This window comes from Klebsiella sp. 18074, from assembly GCF_902705905.1.
In the GTDB taxonomy this organism is placed as follows: Bacteria; Pseudomonadota; Gammaproteobacteria; order Enterobacterales; family Enterobacteriaceae; genus Klebsiella; species Klebsiella terrigena.
In genome coordinates this window covers 1-23,363 of the sequence record NZ_CACSIS010000041.1, presented here as the reverse complement: position 1 = coordinate 23,363, position 23,363 = coordinate 1, and the positions used below count along the sequence as shown (strand labels likewise).

Below are 23,363 nucleotides of genomic sequence, written 5' to 3'. Positions count from 1 at the left end.
ATTATCCTTTCATATCAGGCCCCTGCACCTTACATTAGATGTATGCAGGGGACACCATTTCGACCGCTCCTGATACCTACCGAATGCGATAAAATCCCCTTACAATCAATGAAAAACCCTCTATATTGGATACGAGAAGTCAACCGATGTCTCTCCATTTCAACGTGAATCAATAAGCGTTTGGTGGCCTTAGTGGGGTCTTATCCTGTTCAATGAAAAATGATCCCTCCAAACTGTCCTTAAATGCACGTCAGGTCGAGACTGCAAAGCCCAGAGACAAAGCCTATAAACTCGCTGACGGTGGTGGACTGTATCTCCAGGTCAACCCTAACGGTTCAAAATACTGGCGGATGAAATACAGATTTGCTGGTAAAGAGAAAAAATTATCATTTGGTACATACCCAGATATTTCTCTGGCTGATGCACGAACCAGGCGCGATGACGCAAGGAGAATTCGGGCTAACGATCAAGATCCAGGTGAAGTAAAAAAAGCAGAACTACTCGCCAAAAAACAATCAATCACAAATACCTTTGAGGCAATAGCTACAGAGTGGTACAACGCGAAAATCTCTGGATGGTCAAAAAACTATGCTGATTATGTTAATCGTGGATTCAAAAATAATGTTTTCCCTCATTTAGGTTCCAGGCCTGTTAACGAAATCAAGCCGCTAGAGCTTTTATCCGTTCTTCAGCGTATAGAAAAACGTGGCGCGCCAGAGTTAGCCAGTAAAGTTCGCCAACGCTGCAGTGAAGTCTTTCGATACGCAATAGTCACGGGGCGTGCTGAATACAATCCAGCCGCAGATCTTGCCAGCGCATTGCAAGGATATGAAAAACATCATTATCCCTTTCTGACCGAGCCTGAATTACCTGAATTTTTACAGAAATTATCAAATTATTCAGGTAGTTTAATAACTCTGCTCGCGACTCGTTTGTTGATGCTAACTGGATTAAGAACAGTAGAGTTGCGAATGGCTGAATGGTGCGAAATTGACTTCGAAAACAGTCTGTGGGAAATACCTAAAAATAGGATGAAGATGAAGCGAACGCATCTCGTCCCGCTATCTAGCCAATCCTTGCAAGCCCTTCAGCAACTGGAACAACTCACTGGAAGCTATCAGTTTATTTTCTCTGGACGAAATGATGTTAATAAACCGATGAGTGAAACCAGTGTTAACATGGTTTTGAAGAGAATTGGATATGATAAAAGAGCTACCGGCCATGGTTTTCGCCACACTATGAGTACCATTCTTCATGAGCAAGGTTTTAACACGGCCTGGATTGAAACACAGCTAGCGCATGTAGATAAAAACTCGATTCGTGGTACTTATAACCATGCCCAGTATCTGGATGGTCGTAGGGAAATGATGCAGTGGTATGGTGATTATATTCAAAATTGTGAAATGCGTCTCCATAAGGAATAATCATTAACCAACTCCACCGTTGATTTAAAGGTGGAGTTGGTATCTATAATAACATAACTTATTGAGGTATAAATGTTGCTGTGTGATTCCAACTGACTTTTTCGTAAGGCAAATTTAACGAAGGAATTGCCTGTTCTAATGATATCTCTGCAATTTTAAGATCACTAGTAGAATCAATTTGATAGGTGCTATCAAGTTTTACAACTGGTGATCCTTTAGGCATGCCTTCATAAATAACAGATAATTGATGGACAAGGTCGTCGTTCACCAGAATTTTCGGTTCGTCATTCAGTAATACACCTACAACGGTGAATGAATGTACATTACTGTCGCCAGTAATTTGATCGCGAATAATATAAATGAGCAAAGGTGCAGTAATTCCCCGAGCTACCGCAGTTGACGCATTGAATTTCTCTGCCTGAACGATCGCATTATTTAAAATAACGTGCCCAACGCCAAGCACTTCAAGTGACTTGTCTTCAGATATTCTGTCAAACGTCATATTATTATATTTTTTCTTAATCCCAAACTGGGTTATCCACTCCTTCGGTGTAACGAAAGAAAGTGTCCCTCCCTCATTCTCAAGACGATGACCATTCAATTTGAGCATATTTTCTAAAAAACTATACATGTTATTTAGATCCAACTTAGGGACTTCCTGTAAATTCTGATATTCGAATTTATCAGCATGACCAACGAGCCCCTTAACTACGCTGACCGCCGACTGACCTCCGAAGGTCCCTGCTCTGGAGTCGAACCACGTATTTAGAGTTTCTGGTTTTTGTGTCAGGCCATCAGCAAAAAGTGAATTGAAAAAACCTTTATCACTCATCCCAAGAATAAGCTGCAACAGATCTTCCGGTTCCTCCATCGCGTCGCCCAAAGAACGCATGACTGTGGTTATTTTGCTGTTTAACAAATCCCATATTCTGGACTCTACAGTATCGGGGTTGCGTAAAGTAATAACTTCAACCTGATGTTTTTGACCATAGCGGTTGAGTCGCCCTACACGCTGATGAAGACGCATCGGATTCCACGGCAGATCAACATGAATCATGGAATAACAGTTGTCCTGCAAATCAATACCTTCACCACCGGCTTCAGTACAAACAATAAAGCGTACCTGCCCGCTTTTAAATTGCTCCGCAGCATGGTAGCGATCCATACTCCATGACGTTTTGACGCCCTGTTTATTGTAAATCCCTTCCAGGCGTCCTTCGCCATTGATAAAGCTGACGCAACCATAGCCAAAGCGAGCATTCAGAGTATTAATTAGCAGGGCCTGTGTCGCTTTATATTCAGTAAAGAATACGATGGTGCGATTAAGAAACGTGGTTTCCAGCACATGAAGCAAGGTCTGGATTTTCGTTTCCGATTCCACATTCCCCGCAAGCGCCTGCAGCTCTTCAAGCATGGGCAGCTCATTCTGCATAAGTTGAACCGAAGCAGACAGTTCAACATATTCGCTTTCAAGCGCAATGTAGGCATCATCGAGATCCGGGGCCTGAGAATCACTCATGATGGCATTCATTTCATCACTCAGCGCCTGCAGCTTTTTCTGATTTTCCCCGAGCCTGGCTATACGCCCATTTATTGCGGCATAAATTGCCGCTACCGAACTTGCCGCCAGTTTCTGCATTGCCGTTAACACCAGTTGCACGGCCTGCTGGTTTGCAGAGCTTAGCGACGAAGCGTAGGCCTGCCCTGAAAGAATAAATCGTGTGAGCCGGTCATAGAATGACTGTTCAGCCTCAGAAAAATGATAGGTCTGTGAGGTCACGTTGACGGTCTTGAACAAATGCTCACCGTCCATATTCGTGACGGTTTGCTTATTATTGCGAATCACAACATCCCGAACATGATGCTGCTGAGTTTCAAATGGCTTATTCACGTCAAATAAGTCTGGACGTAAAAGCCTCAACAGAGCAAAGAAGCCGTAATTTTTCCCGCGATGCGGGGTAGCTGTGAAAAAAAGCCGCGAGGCGAACTTACCGTGATCGACAAGCTTCTGCACAAATCGATAGCCCTGAGTCGCCCCCGAATCTTCTAGCGAGTTAAGGTGATGTGCTTCATCGATGATCAGCAAGTCCCAGTCGTCTGCTTTGAGCATTCGCTCGTGCCTGCCATTAATATCTTTTCGCAGTGTCGGCAATGAAGCGACCACCCAGGGGTGCGTATTCCAGTAATCTGATCGCTCAGTATCAATTTCCGCGGAGTAGAGGGACAAACGAATATCAAACATCTGCCGCAAACGCTCCTGCCACTGCGGTACTAACGATGCAGGCGCTAAAACCAACAGACGCTGCACACGTTTTTTAGCCAGCAGCGGCCAAAGGATCAGCCCTGCCTCAACGGTTTTCCCCAACCCTACGTCATCAGCAATCAGCTTTTGTACCGGCCATTGCCGTAACACGCGGTGACATACCCATAACTGATGCGGCAGCAGGTTGATACGTGAAGTGGAGAACACCCCCCAACTATCATTGATGGAGCGGATCGCAAGCGCCTGACTGCGCGCAAGGACTTCACGCAGATCGTCATAATTACCTTCAGCTAAAGCATCCTGCGCGCTGCGTACTGGCTCCAGTTCGGAAAGAGGACGCTCTTCAAAACTAGACTCGAAACGAATGAGTGCGGTGTTTTCTCGCAGGAGTTCAATCGTCCCCAACCCAAAGCGTTCATGTCGTACCTGTTGGCCCTGCTGAAATGTCATTTTCATACGTAGTCCAGAGGATCCTGTCCAAATATTTCAATGCGAAGCGCTCGTTTTCCATCGCTGGTTAAAATACGCAGCGGTATGTCGAAACAATGATTAAAGGTCGCATTTTCCTCGCCGAGGTGCTTGCTGAAAAACGTCCACAACAGAAGCGAATCACTGGCTGTGGATTGCCTAACATCTATTTCGTCGAATTCCATCGCCAGTAACAGACGCCTGACGCGTTCCGGCGCAGAAAAACAATATCGATGAATGCTGAAATCGGTAAACACGTTATTACGCACCAATTCACGAAAGATGAAATTCACTCCGGTCCCCAAGGTCGCACGTAACTCAGGAGCCAGGGTCCATCTACCCGTCCCCGAAAGCTTGGGACTGGATGCCGGTCGCAGTAAATCACTAATATTTTCAAGGAACGCTTCCGACATATTCAGCAGTTCGCCATAGGTATCTAAGTGTCTGGAAAAACGATACAACGGAAGTATCTGCAACCAGATACGATACGTATCTCCGTACAAAGAATCCTCAAGGTAATCGTCCATCACATCTAACCACTGCTGCGCAGCATCTGGATTGATAAATGTTTCCCACCAGCCTTTGTCTTCAAAATGCTCAATTGCGGCACGGTGTTGCTCCTCCTGAGTCCGGCCAATGGTCTGGCACGAACCAAGATAAAGCAGTTTCAATAACGCCATGCGTGAGCGCTGATCGTCAGAGCCATTTCTCAAAGCCTCCCAGTCAAACCAACCTTCTGGGTAGAGTCGGGTATTATATTTCGCCAACTCTTCCTGCTGGTGCTCTTCCCACCAGCTGTGTATTCTTTGCACGGCCTCACCTGGTGTCACCAACGGTTCGTATTCTTCCGGTGTCTCGCGAATCTCGCGCTCCCATGCCCTTGTTCTGTCGCTATTAGTGAGTAATCGTCCCTGCAGGAGAGATGCAATGTCATTATTGCTCCAGTGCCAGTCTGCCGGGAACGCGCCTGGGCGCAGTTTAAGTTCAAGTAACCAGCCTGGAGGTATTTCTTCCATTAGCTTACCCGCCAGTTTATCTCCTTCCAGACCTTCAATCAGAAAACGACAAAATGCTTGTTGCTTTTGATTATCAGCCGCCAGGTCATTGCGACCTGCCCATTCAAGTAAATCCTCAAAAACATATCCCTGACTTCTGCGTTTGCAATAAACAATAAATTCACAGGCCTGCTTAGAATATGATGATGAAATGATGGCATCGGTAGGTGCAAACCCAGATATCAACCGTTCATTTTTTTCGGCACAAGGAGTGTTACCGAGCAAAATTTGGCTAATCGGACGTGTGGAACCTGCTTGTGTTTGCACATGAAGGTTCGCCAGCTGTTTTCTGAAAGCCTCAATTTTATCCTGCCAGCCTGTCAATTCACCCAGTCGCTTATCGAACTCTTCGTTAAATACGACTGCCAGCTTCTCAGCATCCCGTGGAACCAAATGTTGGATATCAACGCCCTGTTTATCCGGCAATGACGCGCTTAATAACGATTCAAGCGACAGTTTAGTTTCGACTTTAAGTTTGCCTCCCGTCGTGTCTGCTACCAGGCACTGTGCACTGTGCAATGCCTGAAACGCAGGGAGATGAATCAGTGAACTCGCCAGACGAGAAACCAGTTCATCCGCACAACGCACTCTGTCGCTCCACTTTATCAGCCCGGTAGCCTGCTCTTTAAATCCGTTGGGCAGCGCGGGATATGAGCGATAGAAGCTCATGATGCCGTTTTCGCTTTCGTAAAGTTGCTGTAGCAACTTTTCATTTTCCATCGCGGTAGCGTCGTTACTGATGCCTGTAGACATTACGTCCCAGATGCTTTCCCAGAACTGACTATGAGTTAATTCTGGGCTTAGTTCCCACTCAGCAACTAGCACCTCCCAGTTATGCTCAGTTTCACGCCAGAGCAATTCCAGCAGAGAATGAACTTTCGCTCCCGCTTTCTGAATGATGCCCCGGTTACGTTCAGCTTCAATAGCCAACTGGCGCCGACCAATATCAACCTCAAATCCAGCGTTAATCAAAAATCCCTGCCGGGTATCACTCATCAACGGAGACAAATTCCACAATCGCGGAATATGAGTGTCAAAACCTCTCAAACCCCTGCGCGTGACCTGGAAAACTAGATGACAGCGTTCATCATCGATTTCGGTCTGATAAACCGCCACTCGCACTGATGACTGAACACCCTTGCTGTTCGGCAGCATAACCTTGCCCAATGACAGACCAGGAATACGTGCATACTGAGCAGGCTCCCAGCGCCATTCATGCTCATCAATGACAATCTGGCGCAAGTTACGTGCATAAAGACTTAGCAAACCTGCATACAGAGTAAAATCTTTTAACACCATTTCCGCTTGCATATGCTGGCGCAGTGGCAAATACACAAGAGTAGGTGACAGGCCATTTGTCGCGGCACTTTCAGTGAGTTGATTTAGTTGTTTATAGCTTTCAGCATCACAGGACTCGGGCACAATTCCACCCGCTATTTTAGTCGCCAGCCGCCCCGACAATAGGTAAGGGTTATCGGACACCAGCAGACAGCTTTTGAAGCCGAGGCCAAACTTGCCGGTAACCCCCTGCTCTTTATCCGACTGGTAAAGCGCCAGCATTTTTTTCAGATCGTTTTTATAACCATCATGTATGTTTTCGACTTGCTCATTCTTCACACTTTGGAAGCGGTTGATTTCGCGCCCCCAGTTGAAGAAGGATAATCCGTCATTTTGCTCTTTCACCATAAATTTCTGGTGCTCGCGCTCATTACGGGCATCACTATCCAGCGTAAACAACTCTTCTACCGCATCATCGGCATTCTGGAACAGTTCAAAAGGAACACTTGATGGCTGATACTGTGCATCTTCAATGCGTTTTCTAACCGCCGTTAATATTTCAGCCTGCATTTCAGGTCGATCCCGGATGGCATTAGCAATCTCATAGACAATTTCAGTGAGCCTCGGACTGTGGAGCGACTTACCGTCACTCTTTTCAGCAAGAGAGTGAAGCTCACTCTCATAGGATCTCATTAAAACGTTAAGCTGAGAGTTTTTAAGGCCCAGCGTTTTGAGGCGCTCCACAATGCTGTTCAGGATAGTGACGCGCGCGATATTCACGTCCAGCTGTTCGGCCTGCTCAAAGGATTGCCAGAGGGTGTCCAGTCTTGCCCTCTGCAGATAAATACCTTCCTGCAGCCAACTGGTGCTGCGTTTCAGAATCGCCAAAAGTTGCTGAGGCGTGTACTGGTCTGGGGAAAATCGGCGAATGAAGATTTGCGGTGCCTGACCGGTATAAAAAGCGTAGCCGTGCTGACCAACAAAGATCGTATCCAGGTCAGTTGCCAGCGCCACGGTCAAACGTTCCTGGAACAGTGAATGAACCTGCAACGTGTTTTCTTCGTAAACCTTCACGGCAAAGGCATATTTCTCAATGCACTGTAAGAGCGTTAACCCTGCAAAATGAGCGTCATGGTTGGTTAAGGGTTTGCTGTCATGCGACAGTTCATTCACGAACAGGGCATAACTTTGCAGTCCCAGATAGTTCTCACACAGCGTACGAACCTTACGATTCCCAGCCAGTAAGGCCAGCAGCGCAGCGATTGCCTTACGTGGAACCCAGCGTTCCCACGGAGCAAAGTAGTCCCTTAAGACATTTGCTGAATGCTCCACATGAGTGAGATGCCCTTCAGATTCAGTTCTGTCTACCGACAAGTCATTAGCCTGCAGCCAAGGGAACAAATACGCCCAGTCGTCATCATGTAGAACAGCACTACGTTCTGCGCCCGTTACGCCATAACAGAGATCGGTGGCTAACGCCCAGGTATCCGCTGCCGTCCTGAGCAGCATTGAACGCAGTACACTGGCAGGGTCTGAATGGGTATGACACAGCGAGCTCAACAGTGCTTTACGCAATTCGCCGCTTTGGGTTGGATTCATGCTGTCGACGAGACGTCGGTAGCTGGAAACTATCTTATCTGTAACCGGATGCGCAAAACTCAGCGCATTGATGGCCTCATTTCCCTCAAGCGACTCGGCGCCTTTGAGGCACTCAATTAAAAGCCGCCAGCCCTCAAAGTTATCAAACGCGTAAGACCTGTCACTGGCTTGAAGAATAATCGTATCAGTGAGACGTAAGCTGTTGCCGATAGCATAAAGGGGAAGTGTACCTGCCACAGTGAGCGCTTTGTAAAACGCAGCTTTACCTCGCACGACCAATGGACTCAGCGCACGGTTAGCATCATCTGGTAGAACAATATCCTCAAGCAGAGCGATGAGCTGCGTCGCTTCTGTCAGCTTCGCTATCTCCGGATAGTCTGCCGCACTGATATTCAGAATATTTTCTGGTGCTATCGCGACATCACGGTGCAAAAGCCATTTTTGGCTGCGCAGGTTGCTGAATGCTCTCTCTGAAGACAAGTCATTCATCGGCTGCATTAACAATTGCAGGATAAAATCGCAGTATTGTTCCGGGTTCGGCTCGGATAAAGCCAGCATGACCGCATGTTCAGCGTTCACCATTGGCAGATATTTGCGCTGCTGCTCCTGCACTTCCGGCTGACTGGCGGATTGGATGAACGTCACGTTGTCATTCAATTCAGTGGGCAGTTCAATGCGCCCCCCACGCAAGAAACAACGCTCATCAAGGGATATATACCCGTCTTTGCCTTCCCTACGATGAAGTGCCATCTGCCGCCACATTGTTTCGCCCATAGAACGACCAATGTGCATCAGAACTTCTTCCGCATATTCTGCAGATAAGTCATCAAACTCCAGATATTCAAGGCTTTCTTTGAAGCGGTGGATCACATGATCCGGCGTAACACTATCAAGCCTTAGCGCCTTCTCGAATCCGGGAGTCAGCCCAAGATTCTGCTCTATTTCTGGCGAAATAATAGTCCACTTAACCTGCTGCGAATCGGCATCAGAAAGAATTTTTGCCCATACGGGATGCGCTTTACCCGCCTTCCACAATTCAGCTTCACCAGTATCATCCGAATTACCGTGCATCAGATAGCGATACGCAAGCCGCTCTCTGGGGCCAAATTTGTCCCCATCGGCAGCCATTTTATTGAGCAGGTCAATGCGTTTTGCCGGAAAATCCAGGCGAGGATGAAGCTCAAGCAAATGGACCACGCCTGCGCTGTCACACTCCTGTGCTTCAGAATATTCAGAACCACCAAAAAGGGTCTGGTTAGTTTTATTAGCGATCAGTACGATTTCTTTTTCAAACAGCGCCTGCTGCAACAATGCACTTAAACCCATACCAAAGTTGGCGCTCCCGCCAAGTTTGAAGATCCTTCGCTTTTGTTTTAGTTCAAGCAAGTGACGGCGCGTCTCCAGGTAAGGTTTCCCTGTTGGTTGTGAAACCTTAAAGATCTTCAACGTATCAAACCGGCGGTACAATTCCTGTTGATCGGGAACTGAGAGTTTGTCGATAAAATTCTGCACCAGTTTTTCAAAGTCATCGCTGGCAGAAGCCTGCGCCTGCATTGCCTGTAGCAGGCTGCCAACCGTCTCCCAGTTCAAAGAAGCACTGGCGGGCTCTTTACTGTTATCGAGAAAAGCGGGCACCAGCAGCGTATCCATAGCAGTACGTCCAAGCGCTTCCCACAGGGCTTGCTCCTGACGATCAATGGCAATCCTGTAACGCCAGGTCGGGCGAATAAGCGCCATCAACTCACCGATCGCAGTCTGGTTACGTGAGAGCTCCACCAGCGGCACGTTAAAAAACGTTTTCCTGAGCAATGCAATTAGGTCAGGCACAAAGCTGTCTGATTGAATCGGCAACGTTTTCAGCAGTTGGTTGAGATAGTTCGTGAGCTTTGGTGCCGTAAACACCATTGACGGTATGGCCTGTAGCAACGCCTGAATCTCAGACAACTGCCACTTACTTTTAAATTCGTTGTAGATATTCTGCTGCGTTTCATCGATGAATCTGTGCGTTATACCCAAGCTTTCCAGAGCGGGCAGCACTTCCCAGGGGCGATGCGCTTCACCTGAAGGTGTGGTAGGCAATAGACGAACGGGAGTGTTCGCATCAACTAAACACCACTGACGTCCATCCCGCGTGAGTTCACATACCCACAGATGGTACAACGTAACCCAGTGGAGCCAGGCATTATTGTTGCGTAAAGCTCTACGCACGCCATCCGAAATTGCCGCTTTTTCCGCATCCCCGGCGTGAATAAGCGACATCAGAGAAGCAAGCGTTTTCGGTAATAACGGCAATGTCCCCTGAGTGGCAAGACAACGGTTCCATTCCTGAACCAGTTGTTCCTGAGCAGGAGAATCCGGGGCATTGAATAACGGCGTGGGGCTGGTGAGTGTAGCCAACCCCTGGATACCCACTCGCCCGGCATCGATGAAAAAGTAGCCGTGTAGAATAATTTGATACGAGTACTGACCAGAAAGAGAGAATGTCTGTTTCTGCGCATGCTGTGCGGTGTCCTGCTCACCCAGAGGTAAAAACACCGCCCATTCTACCGTCAGCGTTGCCTCTCCTTCAGGCACTTTTTCCGCCAACATCACTACCGCAGCATGAGGCAGCGCTTTATCGGCGGTCTTCTTACCTTCTCGTGAATAACTGAATGGCCAGGTGCGTTGTGATTTCAGAGCAGAAAACTCAGGCGTATCCAGCAAAACCTCGTGCCCGACGTAGAATTTTTGCTGAGGGTCCGGCAATCCAGCACGCTGAACGGTAATGTGGCCTTGCCATTCCCCAGCACCATTAAGCCTGGTAAATTGTGGGCGAGTTGCCTTTTCAGGCAGCGAGATATGTATTTGACGCTGATACCCCTGCCCTGTTTTCACGACCAGCTCAATGTCCTGCAAGGTTTTCATCAGCGGTAACAGGCTGGCGAGCTTATCCCCGAGTCCCGGGTCGGAAATAAAATCAGGCACTTCATGACGATAGTCTTCGCCGACAATAATAAAGTTTTCATCATCCTGGCGAGCCTGATAGATACTCTCTGAACGCAGCGGAACCCAGACAACGAAATAACCATCGCACTCATTTTGGGTAATTGCGCGGACTTCATCCTCAAGACGAACTTTATCCTGCTGGCTCACTTCGGCCCAGGCTGGTCTGTAACTGTCCCAGGGGTTAAAAACGTCGGACTTGGCCGATGCGGTATGCCAGTCAAAAGCCTGATAAAAGAACACTTCTCCGAGATGGAACAGGCTTTTCATTCCAAGGCCAAATTTCCCCACCGCATTTTCGTCGCCCGGTTTGGTGCCAATGCCGATGGAGAGGATCCCCTCTACATCGTCGAGTGTCAGAGGCGCATTATTGATAAAGAAAAGCGCAGGGTCACCCAATAAGGGGTGATCTGCCCCGGCAATGCCTGGGCTCCAGCCAAAGATTAATGATGACGCCTGTGCATCATCTGCGTTTTGCACAATTTCTTTCAGAACAGGGAAGCCGTTTTTATAACGGTCTTTTAAATTCGTCGCGATAGTCGCAATGTCGTTGAGCGGCGTGGAGTGCGCTTTAGCCATCATTAACCTCTGTGTGCAGTTTACGCCCCTCGGTTAGGCGTTAAACACGGTCAACTCACTCCCTGCGAGCTGGCTGTCACTAGCAGAGCGCTAGCGTAAAATCAGGTGGGCGCGACTCTCCCTTGCGCGTCTCGATAAGGTTCTAACGGGAAGAAATGACAAAAGGCCTGAAAAGGCCTTTTGTCAGGATGGGATTTTACACTTGACCATCCCAGTTTTTAAAATAGAGTTTTAATTTTTCGACGGTGTGACGCCATTTCGGCGTTGTGGGCTTACACACTGTGTTTTGATTGCCGAAGAATCCGACCTCGTTCACCGCCTCTTGCTCACTGCGGGTTTCCAGCCATTTCACGGGGACAAAATACTCGGACTTGTCGGGGTCATCCGCATTCAGGTGATAGCGATCGCTGTACTTAAGCACATCCATCGCCCGCTTTTCACCGTCGTCAGTGTTGATGGTGAAGCTGCCGGCAGGCTCAACGCCGCTCTGTACAATACCGACGCCGACGTAACCCGTTGCCGGTATTTTCACCCAGACGCGGTTGCCAGGCTGAAGCTGTTTTAAGGTCTGACTGTACCAACTCCCGCCCCCCGCGCTGATAAACCCGTAGCGGCGCGCCTCTTCCCAGACGCGACTGTTTGAATCGCCAAACGAGACATAAAACTCACCGTTCCAGGGTTCTTTCGCACTGGCGCTGGTGGCAGTGGCCTGTGCGGCATTGGTTTGCGTTTCGCTCGGATCGATAAGCCAGGCGCGGCTTAAGAACTGTTCATCACCATGCTGGAATACTTTAAAGAACAGAACGTTAATTGAGATGCCGTTCTTACTCAGATAGTCGACGATGCGTTCGGTGGAAGGATCCAGCTCCGCCGCCACGATAATGATTTGATGCGACTGATTGAGCGACTCTTCTTCCAGCTCAGTATTAAAGCGCTGTCTAAACGCATCACCCAGATTACCGCCGCCAGAGAATTTTTCATAAATCTGCGACAGGCGATCGGCGGTTAAGTCATCCACCCAGGAGGCGTAATCCAGCGCTTGGGCAACGACTTCACGCGGCGTGCGGTCGCGTTTCAGTTCAATCAGGATCAGCGACGCATCCGGCGCAATCGCCAGCAGGTCAATACGCCCTTTATCGAGCGTATTTTCCTGATGACCGATGATCATCCACTGATCGGAGAGGATAGTGGGATCGTTTAAAATCATCTTCTCCAGCAGTTGCTCGCTGGCGAGTTTGCTGATGGTTAGCGGCTGAGGGTTCTCCCCTATCCGCCAGATTGCATGATGTACCGGCATCGTCTGATCCTTAGTTTAATGCTGCGTCGGTAAGGGCATCTGCCAGGCGGAGCTGGGTTTGCTGGGCAGATTGCAGGCGGGATTTGAGATGGCTGCAAATATCACTAAGTTGCACGACTTTAAGCAGTATTCTCTTCTGTTCAGCGAACGGAGGAATAGCTACAAGCATATTTTTCATTATTGTGCCATTAACGTTAGCTTGCCCACATTGCTGCTTAACATATGGATTTATTTGAGTAAGTCTAAAAAATGGTGCCTGCATATTCAAATTGATAAATTCTGGCATGCTTCCATTTTTATCCGTGCGAATTCTAATTAAATAAGAGGCATAAGTGTAAGTATTATCCTTACCTAAGTAGATGCCAGCCTTTCCAACAAGCTCTGCACTGTTTGTTCGATTATATAAAATATCTCTATGTTCCAAATACAAATATGGTAATTCTTCAATATCAGAATCTATAACTTGTTGCCCACCTAACTTTACCTCCCCGTTTTGAATATCCCCCATCTTTAAAACGGGTACTCCTTGCGAAGATTTAGATGTTTTATGAGATATTCCATATTCGGTAGACAAACTACAATCACCGATACGACACCATTCCCACCCCTGTGGCAACTCAAACGGTTTTTCCTCATCACTCACTGGGGGCAACGGCTTTTGTTTTTTGATTTTTCCTTCTTTCACCAGTTGCGCTTTTTCCTCCTCAATACGTTTAAGCAATTCGGAAGCCGGTTCGTCGTTAGGATCTTGCGGCACCAGTTTACCCATAACCGCCAGTTGCAGAATGGTTTGCTTAAGCGCATCGATGCTCGATTCGGTGGTAAACAGTGTGTCGAAATGCTGGCTGATTCGCGCCCAGTTTTCGGCGAGTTCTTCGGCATTTTGACTGTCGGTCAGCGTTGCCAGCAGAGTTTCCACCAGTTGCTGATGCGCGTCCAGACTGGTTAGCGATTGCTGCTCCAGTTTGTCGCAGAGAGACATTAAGTTATCAATTTTGCCAAGAATTCTAATTTGTTCGTCAATTGGTGGAACAGGAATCAGAAACCGAGCTAAATCATTTGCTGCAAGATTAGGTTGTGCAGTACCGTTGTCATACTTTTTTATGAATTGATAAGAAATAGGACTATCGAAATAAAAATGAACATACTTGTTATTTACCAGCGGATAGACTCGCACTATAACTAACGAAGACGCAATTGCACCAGAGATATTCTCGACTAATGCAGATTTCCCCAGAGAACCTCGTAAGCAAAACAAAATGTCACCGGGCAAAAATTTTCCTGAACGCAAAGTTTCAAAATGACTTTCTTTAATAAAAGTCATTTCTTTTTCATCTATTTTTCCATTCAACAAATGTCCCGCATTAACGAATGGGACACCAGTCTCAGTAAGAGTGGATTTATTAGGATAATTCTTGCTTCTATCACCATTCTCAAGCAGACATAGATTTTGAATTGAAGACCACTCCCACCCCACAGGTAATTCAAACGGCTTCTCATCCTCACTAATCTCCGGCAGCGGCTTCTGCTTTTTAATTTTACCCTGCTTCACCAGCTCCGCTTTCTCGGCAGCAATACGCTTCAACAACTCAGACGCCGGTTCATCATTCGGGTCCTGCGGCACCAGTTTGCCGCGCACCGCCAGTTCCAGAATCAGCTCGCGCAGTTTCTTAATGCCATAGAGGTCGATTTTACCGTTACTGCCGCGTCCCGCCGTGGAGCGGGTTTGCAGTGCAGAAGACCAAATATCAATATGGTCGGTGATCAGCTTCTCAACGGTCATCAGTTCGCCTCCTTGTTACCCGCCAGCGCGGCACCGAGAATGTCGCGTAGCTGGTTACGCAGTTCGCTGATTTCCGCCTGCTGCCTCTGGTACTGCGCCAGCAGTTCATCCGGATCGTGGCTGATGGTTTCGCCCTGGTACGGGTTCTTAATATCAAGGTTGAAGTTACGGGCGATGATGTCTTTGATGCTGACTTTCCACGCCTGATTGTTCTCTTCGCGGCTGGCAAAACCGTCGGCTTCATTACCCCACCAGTCGATTTCCGCCTGGAACTCTTCAAACTTCATCGGTTTGGTTTTGCTGTAGTTCTTCACGCCGTCCGGGTACGGATGCTCATAGAACCACACATCCTTTGTTGGCTGACCTTTGGTGAAGAAAAGAATGTTGGTTTTGATGCCGGTGTACGGGTTAAACACGCCGTTCGGTAACCGCACAATGGTGTGCAGGTTGCACTCTTCGGTGAGCAGCTTTTTGATTTTGGTTTTTACACCTTCACCAAACAGCGTACCGTCCGGTAATACCACCGCCGCGCGGCCTTTGTCGGCCAGCACTTCGATAATCAGTTGCAGGAACAAGTCAGCTGTTTCACGGGTCTGCATCTCTGCCGGGAAGTTTTTCTCAATGCCGTCTTCTTCTGTGCCGCCAAACGGTGGGTTGGTAACAATTACATCGACCTGCTCATCCCAGGAAGAGAGCGGTTTATTCAGCGTGTTGTCGTGACGGATTTGCACCGGTACTTCGATGCCGTGTAAAAGCATATTGGTCGTACACAGCAGGTGCGGAAGTTGCTTTTTCTCTACGCCATAGATCTGCTGTTGTAGGGTTTTATGATCTTCAGTCGTTTTGACGTAATGGTCTTTCACATGGTCGAAGGCGCAAGCGAGGAAGCCGCCGGTGCCGCACGCCGGATCCATAATCGACTCACCCAGCTTCGGGTCGATGCGGTTAACCATAAAGCGCGTCACGGCACGTGGGGTATAGAATTCGCCCGCATTTCCGGCACTTTGCAGATCGCGCAGGATCTGCTCGTAGATATCGCCAAACAGATGGCGTTCCTGGCTGCTGCTGAAGTCGATTTCGTTAAGCTTGTTAATCACCTGGCGTAGCAGCGTACCGTTTTTCATGTAGTTGTAGGCATCGCTGAACGCCTGTTTGACCACAAAGCCACGCGGGTTCTTATCGATCGGCGCGGTGAGGTTTTTCAGCGTCGGGAACAGGTCGTCGTTCACAAACTCCAGCAACGCATCACCGGTAATGCCTTCGCTGTTTGCCGCCCAGCTACGCCATAAATAACGCTGTGGGATCGGGAACTGGTAGTCATCCTGCTCCAGTTCCAGCTCTTCTTCCTGGGTATCAAAAATCTTTAAAAACAGCAGCCATGAAAGCTGTCCCAGACGCTGGGCATCGCCGTCCACACCGGCGTCTTTACGCATAATATCCTGAAGGGATTTAATGACTGAGCTAATCGACATGTTTTCTTTCCATACTTAAAAAAGGATGCCATCGGTCGCAGACGCGGCCAGTGGCAATGTATTTATAGGTTATCAGGCTGAGCGCGGCGGTAACTGGTAGATTTCGTTCTCCAGTTCGTTGACGGCTTGCTCATACGCCTTCTTGTCGCCAAAGCGGGTTTTGATGATTTCTATTGGACGACCCAGCGTATCGAACGGCTTCAGTTTCAGCACCTGCACATCCTCAATTTCCTGAACGCCTTCGTCGGCATATTTGTCCAACAACGTGTTAAGTACCTGCTGTGCTGGCTCGGCGTATTTGGTGAAGTAATTGCGCTTACGCACATTGGCCACGCGTTCCTGCCGGGTTAACGGCGGCTGACCGTACACCACATGGCAGAGCAAATCAAACGGGTCGAGATCTTTACCCACCTCTTCGGCCAGCACGTCCCACAGAATCCCCAGTTGCTCCAGTTCTTCGATGATCACCTGTTTGCGTGGTGCATCCTGCCATTTGCGCACGAAGCTATCCAGTGAGGCGTATTCGCTATCTTTGAGCATCGTTTTGCGGGTGTAATCCTGGAAAGATTCAGTCACCAGTTTGCCATCAGAATCGTAATACTGAACGCGCTTAGCCAGCACTTTTACATCCACGCCATTCACATAGAATTTGCGGACTTTGTTTTCATCATCGTCATGGAACTCACCGTTGCCCGCTTGCTTGTCACGATTGACCTGATAGTCAGCGACGTCTTCTCGCGCTTCACTGGCGTCATTATCACCGCCATCAGCGTTATTTTCCGCATCCAGTTGTTCATTGAAGTCTGAATCTTTGTCAGAAATATCACCGGGTTTTACCACCAGCACCTTTTCTGGCAGGCCATCAAAGCGTGGGTCGGCAAACAGCTCGGTCGCTTTTTTGAAATCGAGAATAGTGAACCACAGCTTGCCGTGTTTTTCGTTGATGCGCGTGCCGCGCCCAATGATCTGTTTAAACTTGGTCATCGACTGAATGTTTTGATCTAATACCACCAGCTTGCAGGTCTGCGCATCAACGCCAGTGGTCATCAATTCTGACGTTGTCGCGATAACCGGGTAGGCTTTTTTAGGATTGATAAAGTTATCCAGTTGCGCCTTGCCGATATCATCGTCGCCGGTGATTTTCATCACGTACTTTTCGTTCTTCAACACCTGCTCGGGGTTGAGCACCACCAGCGCATGGCGCATTCGATCGGCGTGATCGATGTCGTTGCAGAAAACGATGGTTTTATCCATCGGGTTGGTACGTTTCAGGTAATCGGTGATGGTCTGCGCCACCAGCATGGTGCGCTCATCAATCACCAGCGTGCGATCAAAATCTTTCAGGTTGTAAATACGGTCCTCAATCTCTTCGCCGTATTTATCCAGTTGACCTTTGACGGGCCGCCAGCCCTGGACATCAACGTCGATATCAACGCGCACGACTTTGTAAGGGGCGAGGAAACCGTCTTCAATACCCTCTTTCAGCGAATAGGTGTAAACCGGCTCACCGAAGTAATCGATATTGGAGACGTCTTCCGTTTCTTTTGGCGTTGCCGTCAGACCGACCTGAGTGGCACTGCCGAAATACTCCAGAATCTCTCGCCAGGCTGAATCTTCAGACGCGCTGCCACGGTGGCATTCGTCAATCACAATCAGGTCAAAGAAATCCGGGGCAACCTGTTTATAGGCTTTTTGGTATTCTTCCGGTCCGGTAATGGCCTGATACAGCGCCAGATGCACCTCATAGGCCGGGTCGATGGTACGCCCGGTGACTTTAGTCATCGCAGTGCCGAAAGGTTGAAAATCGTTATTTTTAGTTTGATCGACCAGAATATTGCGGTCCGCGAGGAAGAGGATGCGTTTTTTGTTTTTGGCTTTCCACAGCCGCCAGATTATCTGGAACGCGGTATACGTTTTGCCCGTACCCGTGGCCATGACCAGCAGAATACGGTTCTTACCTGCCGATACGGCATCCACCGTTCGGTTAATCGCCTGCATCTGATAGTAACGAGGAGCTTTCCCGCTACCGTCGTCAAAATAGTCCTGACTGATAACGGGTAACTGCTCCTGAGTGAACCCTTTCCAGGCACAGTATTTTTGCCAGAGTTGTTCAGGTGTTGGGAAGTCACTGAGGGCAATTTCGGATTCGAGCTGCTGCGGATTGGTTTTATCGTGGAAGATGAATCCATCACCGTTGGAGGCAAATACAAAGGGAACATCGAGCAGGCTTGCGTAGTCCAGTCCCTGCTGCATCCCTTTACTGATGGCGTGCTTGTTAGCCTTGGCTTCGATAACTGCTAATGGCAAGTTAGGTTTGTGGTACAGCACGATATCGGCAGACTTAACTTTGATACGTGACGCCAGTTTGCCACGGACTACAATCTTGCCATCGCGAAGTTTCACTTCCTGCCGAATCTGCGACATCACATCCCAGCCCGCATCCTTAACCGCAGGAAGGATGAATTTAGTAATGATGTCTGTTTCAGTCAGGTGCGTTTTGTTCACGCCAGCCATAGCAGGGCACTCCACGAAATTGGGTTGACTCTGATTTTACACAGAATAGTGCCTGACGTAATGACCTGAAACGAGGTTTTGGGTAGCTACTGGTAAGATAAGTTCTGGCAGAACAATTTCTGTTGCTTCCCTACCATAGATTTTTTCATTTTTTGTAATTCCTGAAATTCGCTTCAGAAACGAAATAAATGTTTCCCCGAGCCCGGGAGCAAGCTACATAAAGTTTATTACGCGACGAAGGTGGAAGTGTCTGTAGATTCGATCTATTTAGAAGACGCCAGTGCGTAGCTCCCATCACAATGCATATGTCCTGAAAGTGATCCAGTCCTTTACTGGCTCCCCAATTTAGAGAGTAACAACCATAACGATGGTGCTCACTATAGAAAAGCTTAATGACGCTATCGTCTGAATGTAAGGTGGCCACACGCTCAGTATCGGTTACGATGTCAATAGATGTTTCACGAAAGTCATGTGCATCGATGCGGATATCCAGTCTCTCAGTAATAAATTCACATATTGTGCTTGAGCAACGCCACGTTCTACTAAGCGTCTCACGATCCACCACCAATCCAGCAGCAGTGAAGCGGGCTTCATATCGGGTAATATCGTCGTGAAGCGTGGAGTTAACATTGCCATCCCTGCTCGTATCATAGGTATGCTGATAAAAATCACCGGCAAAAAGGACTGATATTTCTGCCTCGCAAAGAGCCAATAAGAAATTAAAATCGTTTCCGGCAAAATCCTGCACTTCATCGACTAATAGTTCGTCGTAATATCGTTCAAGACGATCGCATATATCCGGCAGCATACCTCTAGCCATTAATAATTGAGCAAGCCGCCGATGATATATGCGGCCGCTATTATCCTGATAATGCAGTCGATTAGTGCGTGGGATCCTCTGTGGCGGCTGGGAAAAACTCAGGCCTCGAGAAGCCAAATGTTCCTGGAGAAAGGGGCGAAAACAGAAACCGTGAAGAAATTCAAACCAAGTCATTACACGGATTCCTTCAGGCATAAACCCAAACAAACTTATGATCTTGGATCGCAGATGTGTCTCGTTATTGATGGTATGCGTCAGAATTAGTGTACGACTGTTTACCGTGAGTCTGTCTATCAGTAGTGTGGTTTTACCTGAGCCAGCAACGGCAAAGATCACCCTCTTAGCCATGCCAGAGCCTCCTGAATGTAGTCAGGAACGCAGAGCTCTTCTCCATCATGTTGTAACAGCTTAAATGCAGCTTCTGCCTTATTGGCCAGCATATAGTCTTGCACTGTCAATGTTCGTCGGCCTTCCCCAAACAGCAGCTCACATAACGCCATATTGTCCTGATACAGACAGATTTCAAACGTTGATCGCTCATCGTTGTGATCGGCGAAAACATTGATGTGATCGCAGATAATATCAGCATAACGTTCGGAGCAATTCTGTTGGTAGTTGCCATCGTTGTCTCGTAAAGCAGCTACTCGATTCCCCAGTAAAAGTGCCAGTTCAAGATAACGGCGGAAACTAGTACCGCCAATAGCGATAATATGAACACCATCATCTTCAGGGGCGGCATTGAAGAGCTGACGGTAAAAAGACTCGATTAGGATATATTCGGCATCACCTTCTACCAGTAATACTCGTCTTGCCAGAGAAAATTCAAGAACATTATTATCTGGTGCTTTCATAAAGAAAGCTGCCGTTTCATCTGAAAGCTCATTTAATAAAACGGGTCGGGATTCCCCAAAGAGGATTGCTTTACGCAGATCAAGACGGGATGAAATATGGCTGCTATGTGTTGCGATGAAAAGTTGTTTCTGTTGCTCAGCGGCAAGCTGATTAACCAGCTTTTTCATACTCACGTGACTAAGATGGTTTTCCGGCTCCTCAAGCAATAATGAATGAAGCTCACCCTGTTGCTGATGCCTTCGTAGGGCAAACTCCGTTTTGATAAAGCATTGCCGACCTTTACCCCTATTACGGATAGAGATCCCACCTTCAGTAATATCAAGGTTAGCTTCGAGTCCCGATTTAGCTCCCGAACGGATACCAAACTGATAATCTTCCAACGTGCTGTTAACAGCGGACAATTGCTGGTTACAGAAGAGGTTTTTCTGTTGACGATAACTGTTTTCAAGGCGGTACCGTTCCGCGACAGACACATTCACACCATAAACTGTGCGAGTATAGTCCAGTGCAGCATGATCACTATCGATACGTGCGTTTTCAAGAAGCAGATGCCGCAGGTAGCGCCTGAAGCTCGCAAAATGGCTTCCAGAAAAAGTTGTGAATTTAACCGCGTAGTATTCGAAGGGGAAATTTGTCGGATCCTGCTGCAAAACTTGTCGAATGTCCTCGCCATATTCGTCAAGCATCGGTGCAATTCGCATTCTGAGGCCATCGGCATCTATGCCAGCCAGATTCTGTCGGCCATTGAGATCAGGATTGTTACCTTGATGAAGAAAGACGTCAGCGATAAGTACTGGTAGCAGATCGGCCCGACGTTCACCCGCCAGAAAATTCTCCACCGCAGATTGTGAGATAAGGGATTCAACGCCCAGAGTTTCAACACGATGTCTACTGTCACTCAAAACCAAATCAAGGGCTAGTAAGATGCTACTTTTACCCGATTCATTATCACCGATGAATATGTTTCGATCAGCATTGAAAAACAGGTCCAGGAGCGGAAATTTTTTAAAATTTTGCAGTATCAACCGAGTAATTACAGGCATGCTAAAGTCCCTATTTATGAGCGATCTAACATTATCTCCAACAAAGTGAAGTTTTGTAAACTTCAATTATCAAGATAAAAACCTCACCGAAACATGATCTTACCAGTGATTTTCTTGTTTTTTTGAGAGCTGTATCCAAAATACATGGTCAGTTCAGGTTTAGAGGATGTTCTAGTGCTCCAGGCTTCGATGGTTGGTTGTTACTACGAACAGAAATTGACCATCGACTAAAACCCTGTAAGCAGGGTAAGCCGTCCCTTAAGACCAAGCAGACGTCATAGAGTGAATGGATTACTGGGTATACATCATTGTGATTGCCGCACAATGTGATGCGGCCTGAACAACGATCAGATTAAGGTACTGTTACTCCGGGGGCGTCCTGTCAATGGACGCTCGGGTACTTCGTTGCATCCGTACATTAGTAGCGCGTTTTTCTGTTCAATCTTGGTCATGTATTCCAGTACGTCGCGCATGTTAGAAATGCTTCCCGGATCGCTGTAACGGACCGGTATATTGATATCCGCCTCATAGTTCGGCTTATGCTCACAACGATAGTAACAACCGTCATTTTCCGTGATTGCACGCCAGTATTCTCCGACCTTCTCCATCCAGAAAAAGGGTTTCTGGGTTTTATTACCATCCAGCCAGAAAGCCACATGCGCATGGAAAAGGTGATCTTCGGTCCATTCAATTACCCAGAAATAACCCACCACTGCGGTCATACTCATCACTTCACCCATTAGATGCCGGACATCAGACTCCATTTGTCGATGATCCGGGTGGTGGTATTTAAAGGTATTTTTTTGATAAAAAAGATCCAGCCGTATTACCCTCAGACAGGAATAGCGATTAACCATCGCGGTTATATGCATATCAAGGACAGATTTCAAAAACCAGTCCGGTGTCCAGTTGCGTTTTTTCATAGCATTATCTCCTGATCACCGATAGCAGGATCGGTAATCCCCCCATTTCAACGTGAATCAATAAGCGTTTGGTGGCCTTAGTGGGGTCTTATCCTGTTCAATGAAAAATGATCCCTCCAAACTGTCCTTAAATGCACGTCAGGTCGAGACTGCAAAGCCCAGAGACACTGCCTATAAGCTCTCAGATGGTAGAGGGCTCTATCTCATGGTCAATGCTAACGGTTCAAAGTACTGGCGCATAAAATATCGATATGCCGAGAAAGAGAAAAAGCTGCCATTGGGATCTATCCCGACATATCACTTGCAGAAGCTCGCACTAAGCGAGATGAGGCACGAAAGGTATTGGCGAACGATAAGGATCCCGGAAAGGTCAAAAAGCCGCGCAGCTAGCCAAAAAGCGCTCGGTTACCAACACATTTGAAGCAATAGCACTCGAATGTTACAGCGCAAAAGTATCTCGCAGCTCAAAGGGTTATGCTGATTACGAGCCTGTCAGTAATTCTGTGTAACTGCCAATGTATTAAAGTCGATCGCTCAGGCGGTTACCCCTTCCTTACAGCCCTTAAAGCGGCAGAACTTCCTGAGGTTTTATGCAAACTCGCACATTACTCAGGAAGTCTCATCCCACTTCCGGCAGCCGACAGTGACCGACAGGAACTCTCATCCCTGCAGGTCACTCAGCCGTAAGCAGCTAGCCCACTCCGGTCCTGACACAAGGTACTCAAACTAACTTAGAACCAGGCCTCGAACATGCCGCCGACGTTCAGCGAGTCCAGCTGGTCGCTGCTGGTGCCGTTGACCTTAGCGGTATGTTTATTATCCACCTGGCCGCCGGTGACGTAGAAGCGCAGCATCGGCCGGAACTCAGGCCCCATCCCGATAGCGATGTTCTGCGACAGCGTCAGCTTCCAGCCCTTGTTGTCGCCACCCTGATCGTAGTCAACGCGCTGATAGCCGGCTTCCAGCCAGGTTGAATGCACGTCGTTCCAGAAATACATCGGACGGATAATC

At 47.9% G+C, this 23,363-nt stretch carries 11 protein-coding genes and 1 pseudogene; 2 read left to right on the top strand and 10 right to left on the bottom strand.

Annotated features, from left to right (window positions below; all coding sequences use genetic code 11):
- The first annotated feature begins 233 nt into the window (after window positions 1-233).
- Entirely contained in the window at window positions 234-1,424 is a 1,191-nt protein-coding gene (locus GVK32_RS26275; protein ID WP_159873653.1) for a tyrosine-type recombinase/integrase, read from the top strand.
- 58 nt (window positions 1,425-1,482) lie between these two features.
- Here GVK32_RS26275 and GVK32_RS26270 read toward each other — a convergent pair whose 3' ends face one another.
- From GVK32_RS26270 to GVK32_RS26230, 9 genes are all read right to left on the bottom strand, one after another.
- Window positions 1,483-4,143, bottom strand: coding sequence for a DEAD/DEAH box helicase (locus GVK32_RS26270; protein WP_159873633.1), 2,661 nt, complete (start codon window positions 4,141-4,143; stop codon window positions 1,483-1,485).
- Entirely contained in the window at window positions 4,140-11,648 is a 7,509-nt protein-coding gene (locus tag GVK32_RS26265) for a sacsin N-terminal ATP-binding-like domain-containing protein (RefSeq protein ID WP_159873631.1), read from the bottom strand. The genes GVK32_RS26270 and GVK32_RS26265 overlap by 4 nt, the downstream gene beginning before the upstream one ends.
- Before the next feature lie 196 nt (window positions 11,649-11,844).
- Window positions 11,845-12,945, bottom strand: coding sequence for a nuclease (locus tag GVK32_RS26260; RefSeq protein WP_159873629.1), 1,101 nt, complete (start codon window positions 12,943-12,945; stop codon window positions 11,845-11,847).
- 10 nt (window positions 12,946-12,955) lie between these two features.
- Window positions 12,956-14,728, bottom strand: a complete 1,773-nt coding sequence (locus GVK32_RS26255) for a restriction endonuclease subunit S (protein WP_159873627.1) — start codon at window positions 14,726-14,728, stop codon at window positions 12,956-12,958.
- A complete protein-coding gene (locus tag GVK32_RS26250; RefSeq protein ID WP_137360166.1) occupies window positions 14,728-16,200 on the bottom strand; it encodes an N-6 DNA methylase in 1,473 nt (490 codons plus the stop codon). Before GVK32_RS26250 ends, GVK32_RS26255 begins: the two co-directional genes overlap by 1 nt.
- A gap of 72 nt (window positions 16,201-16,272) precedes the next feature.
- A complete protein-coding gene (gene hsdR / locus GVK32_RS26245) occupies window positions 16,273-18,714 on the bottom strand; it encodes an EcoAI/FtnUII family type I restriction enzme subunit R (RefSeq protein ID WP_159873625.1) in 2,442 nt (813 codons plus the stop codon).
- Window positions 18,715-18,859: 145 nt separating this feature from the next.
- The gene (locus tag GVK32_RS26240; RefSeq protein WP_087760082.1) at window positions 18,860-19,882 is read right to left on the bottom strand and encodes a DNA helicase UvrD; all 1,023 of its coding nucleotides are present in this window, start codon (window positions 19,880-19,882) and stop codon (window positions 18,860-18,862) included.
- Window positions 19,867-21,429, bottom strand: coding sequence for an ATP-dependent endonuclease (locus GVK32_RS26235; protein WP_159873623.1), 1,563 nt, complete (start codon window positions 21,427-21,429; stop codon window positions 19,867-19,869). Before GVK32_RS26235 ends, GVK32_RS26240 begins: the two co-directional genes overlap by 16 nt.
- A gap of 347 nt (window positions 21,430-21,776) precedes the next feature.
- Window positions 21,777-22,352, bottom strand: a complete 576-nt coding sequence (locus GVK32_RS26230) for an inovirus-type Gp2 protein (RefSeq protein ID WP_159873621.1) — start codon at window positions 22,350-22,352, stop codon at window positions 21,777-21,779.
- 100 nt (window positions 22,353-22,452) lie between these two features.
- Between GVK32_RS26230 and GVK32_RS26225 the strand changes: the two are divergent.
- Window positions 22,453-22,742 (top strand): annotated as a pseudogene (locus GVK32_RS26225) (Arm DNA-binding domain-containing protein).
- 341 nt (window positions 22,743-23,083) lie between these two features.
- Here the strand turns inward: GVK32_RS26225 and GVK32_RS26220 are convergent.
- A partial coding sequence (locus GVK32_RS26220) for a carbohydrate porin (RefSeq protein ID WP_200842946.1) occupies window positions 23,084-23,363 on the bottom strand: 280 nt, incomplete at its 5' end.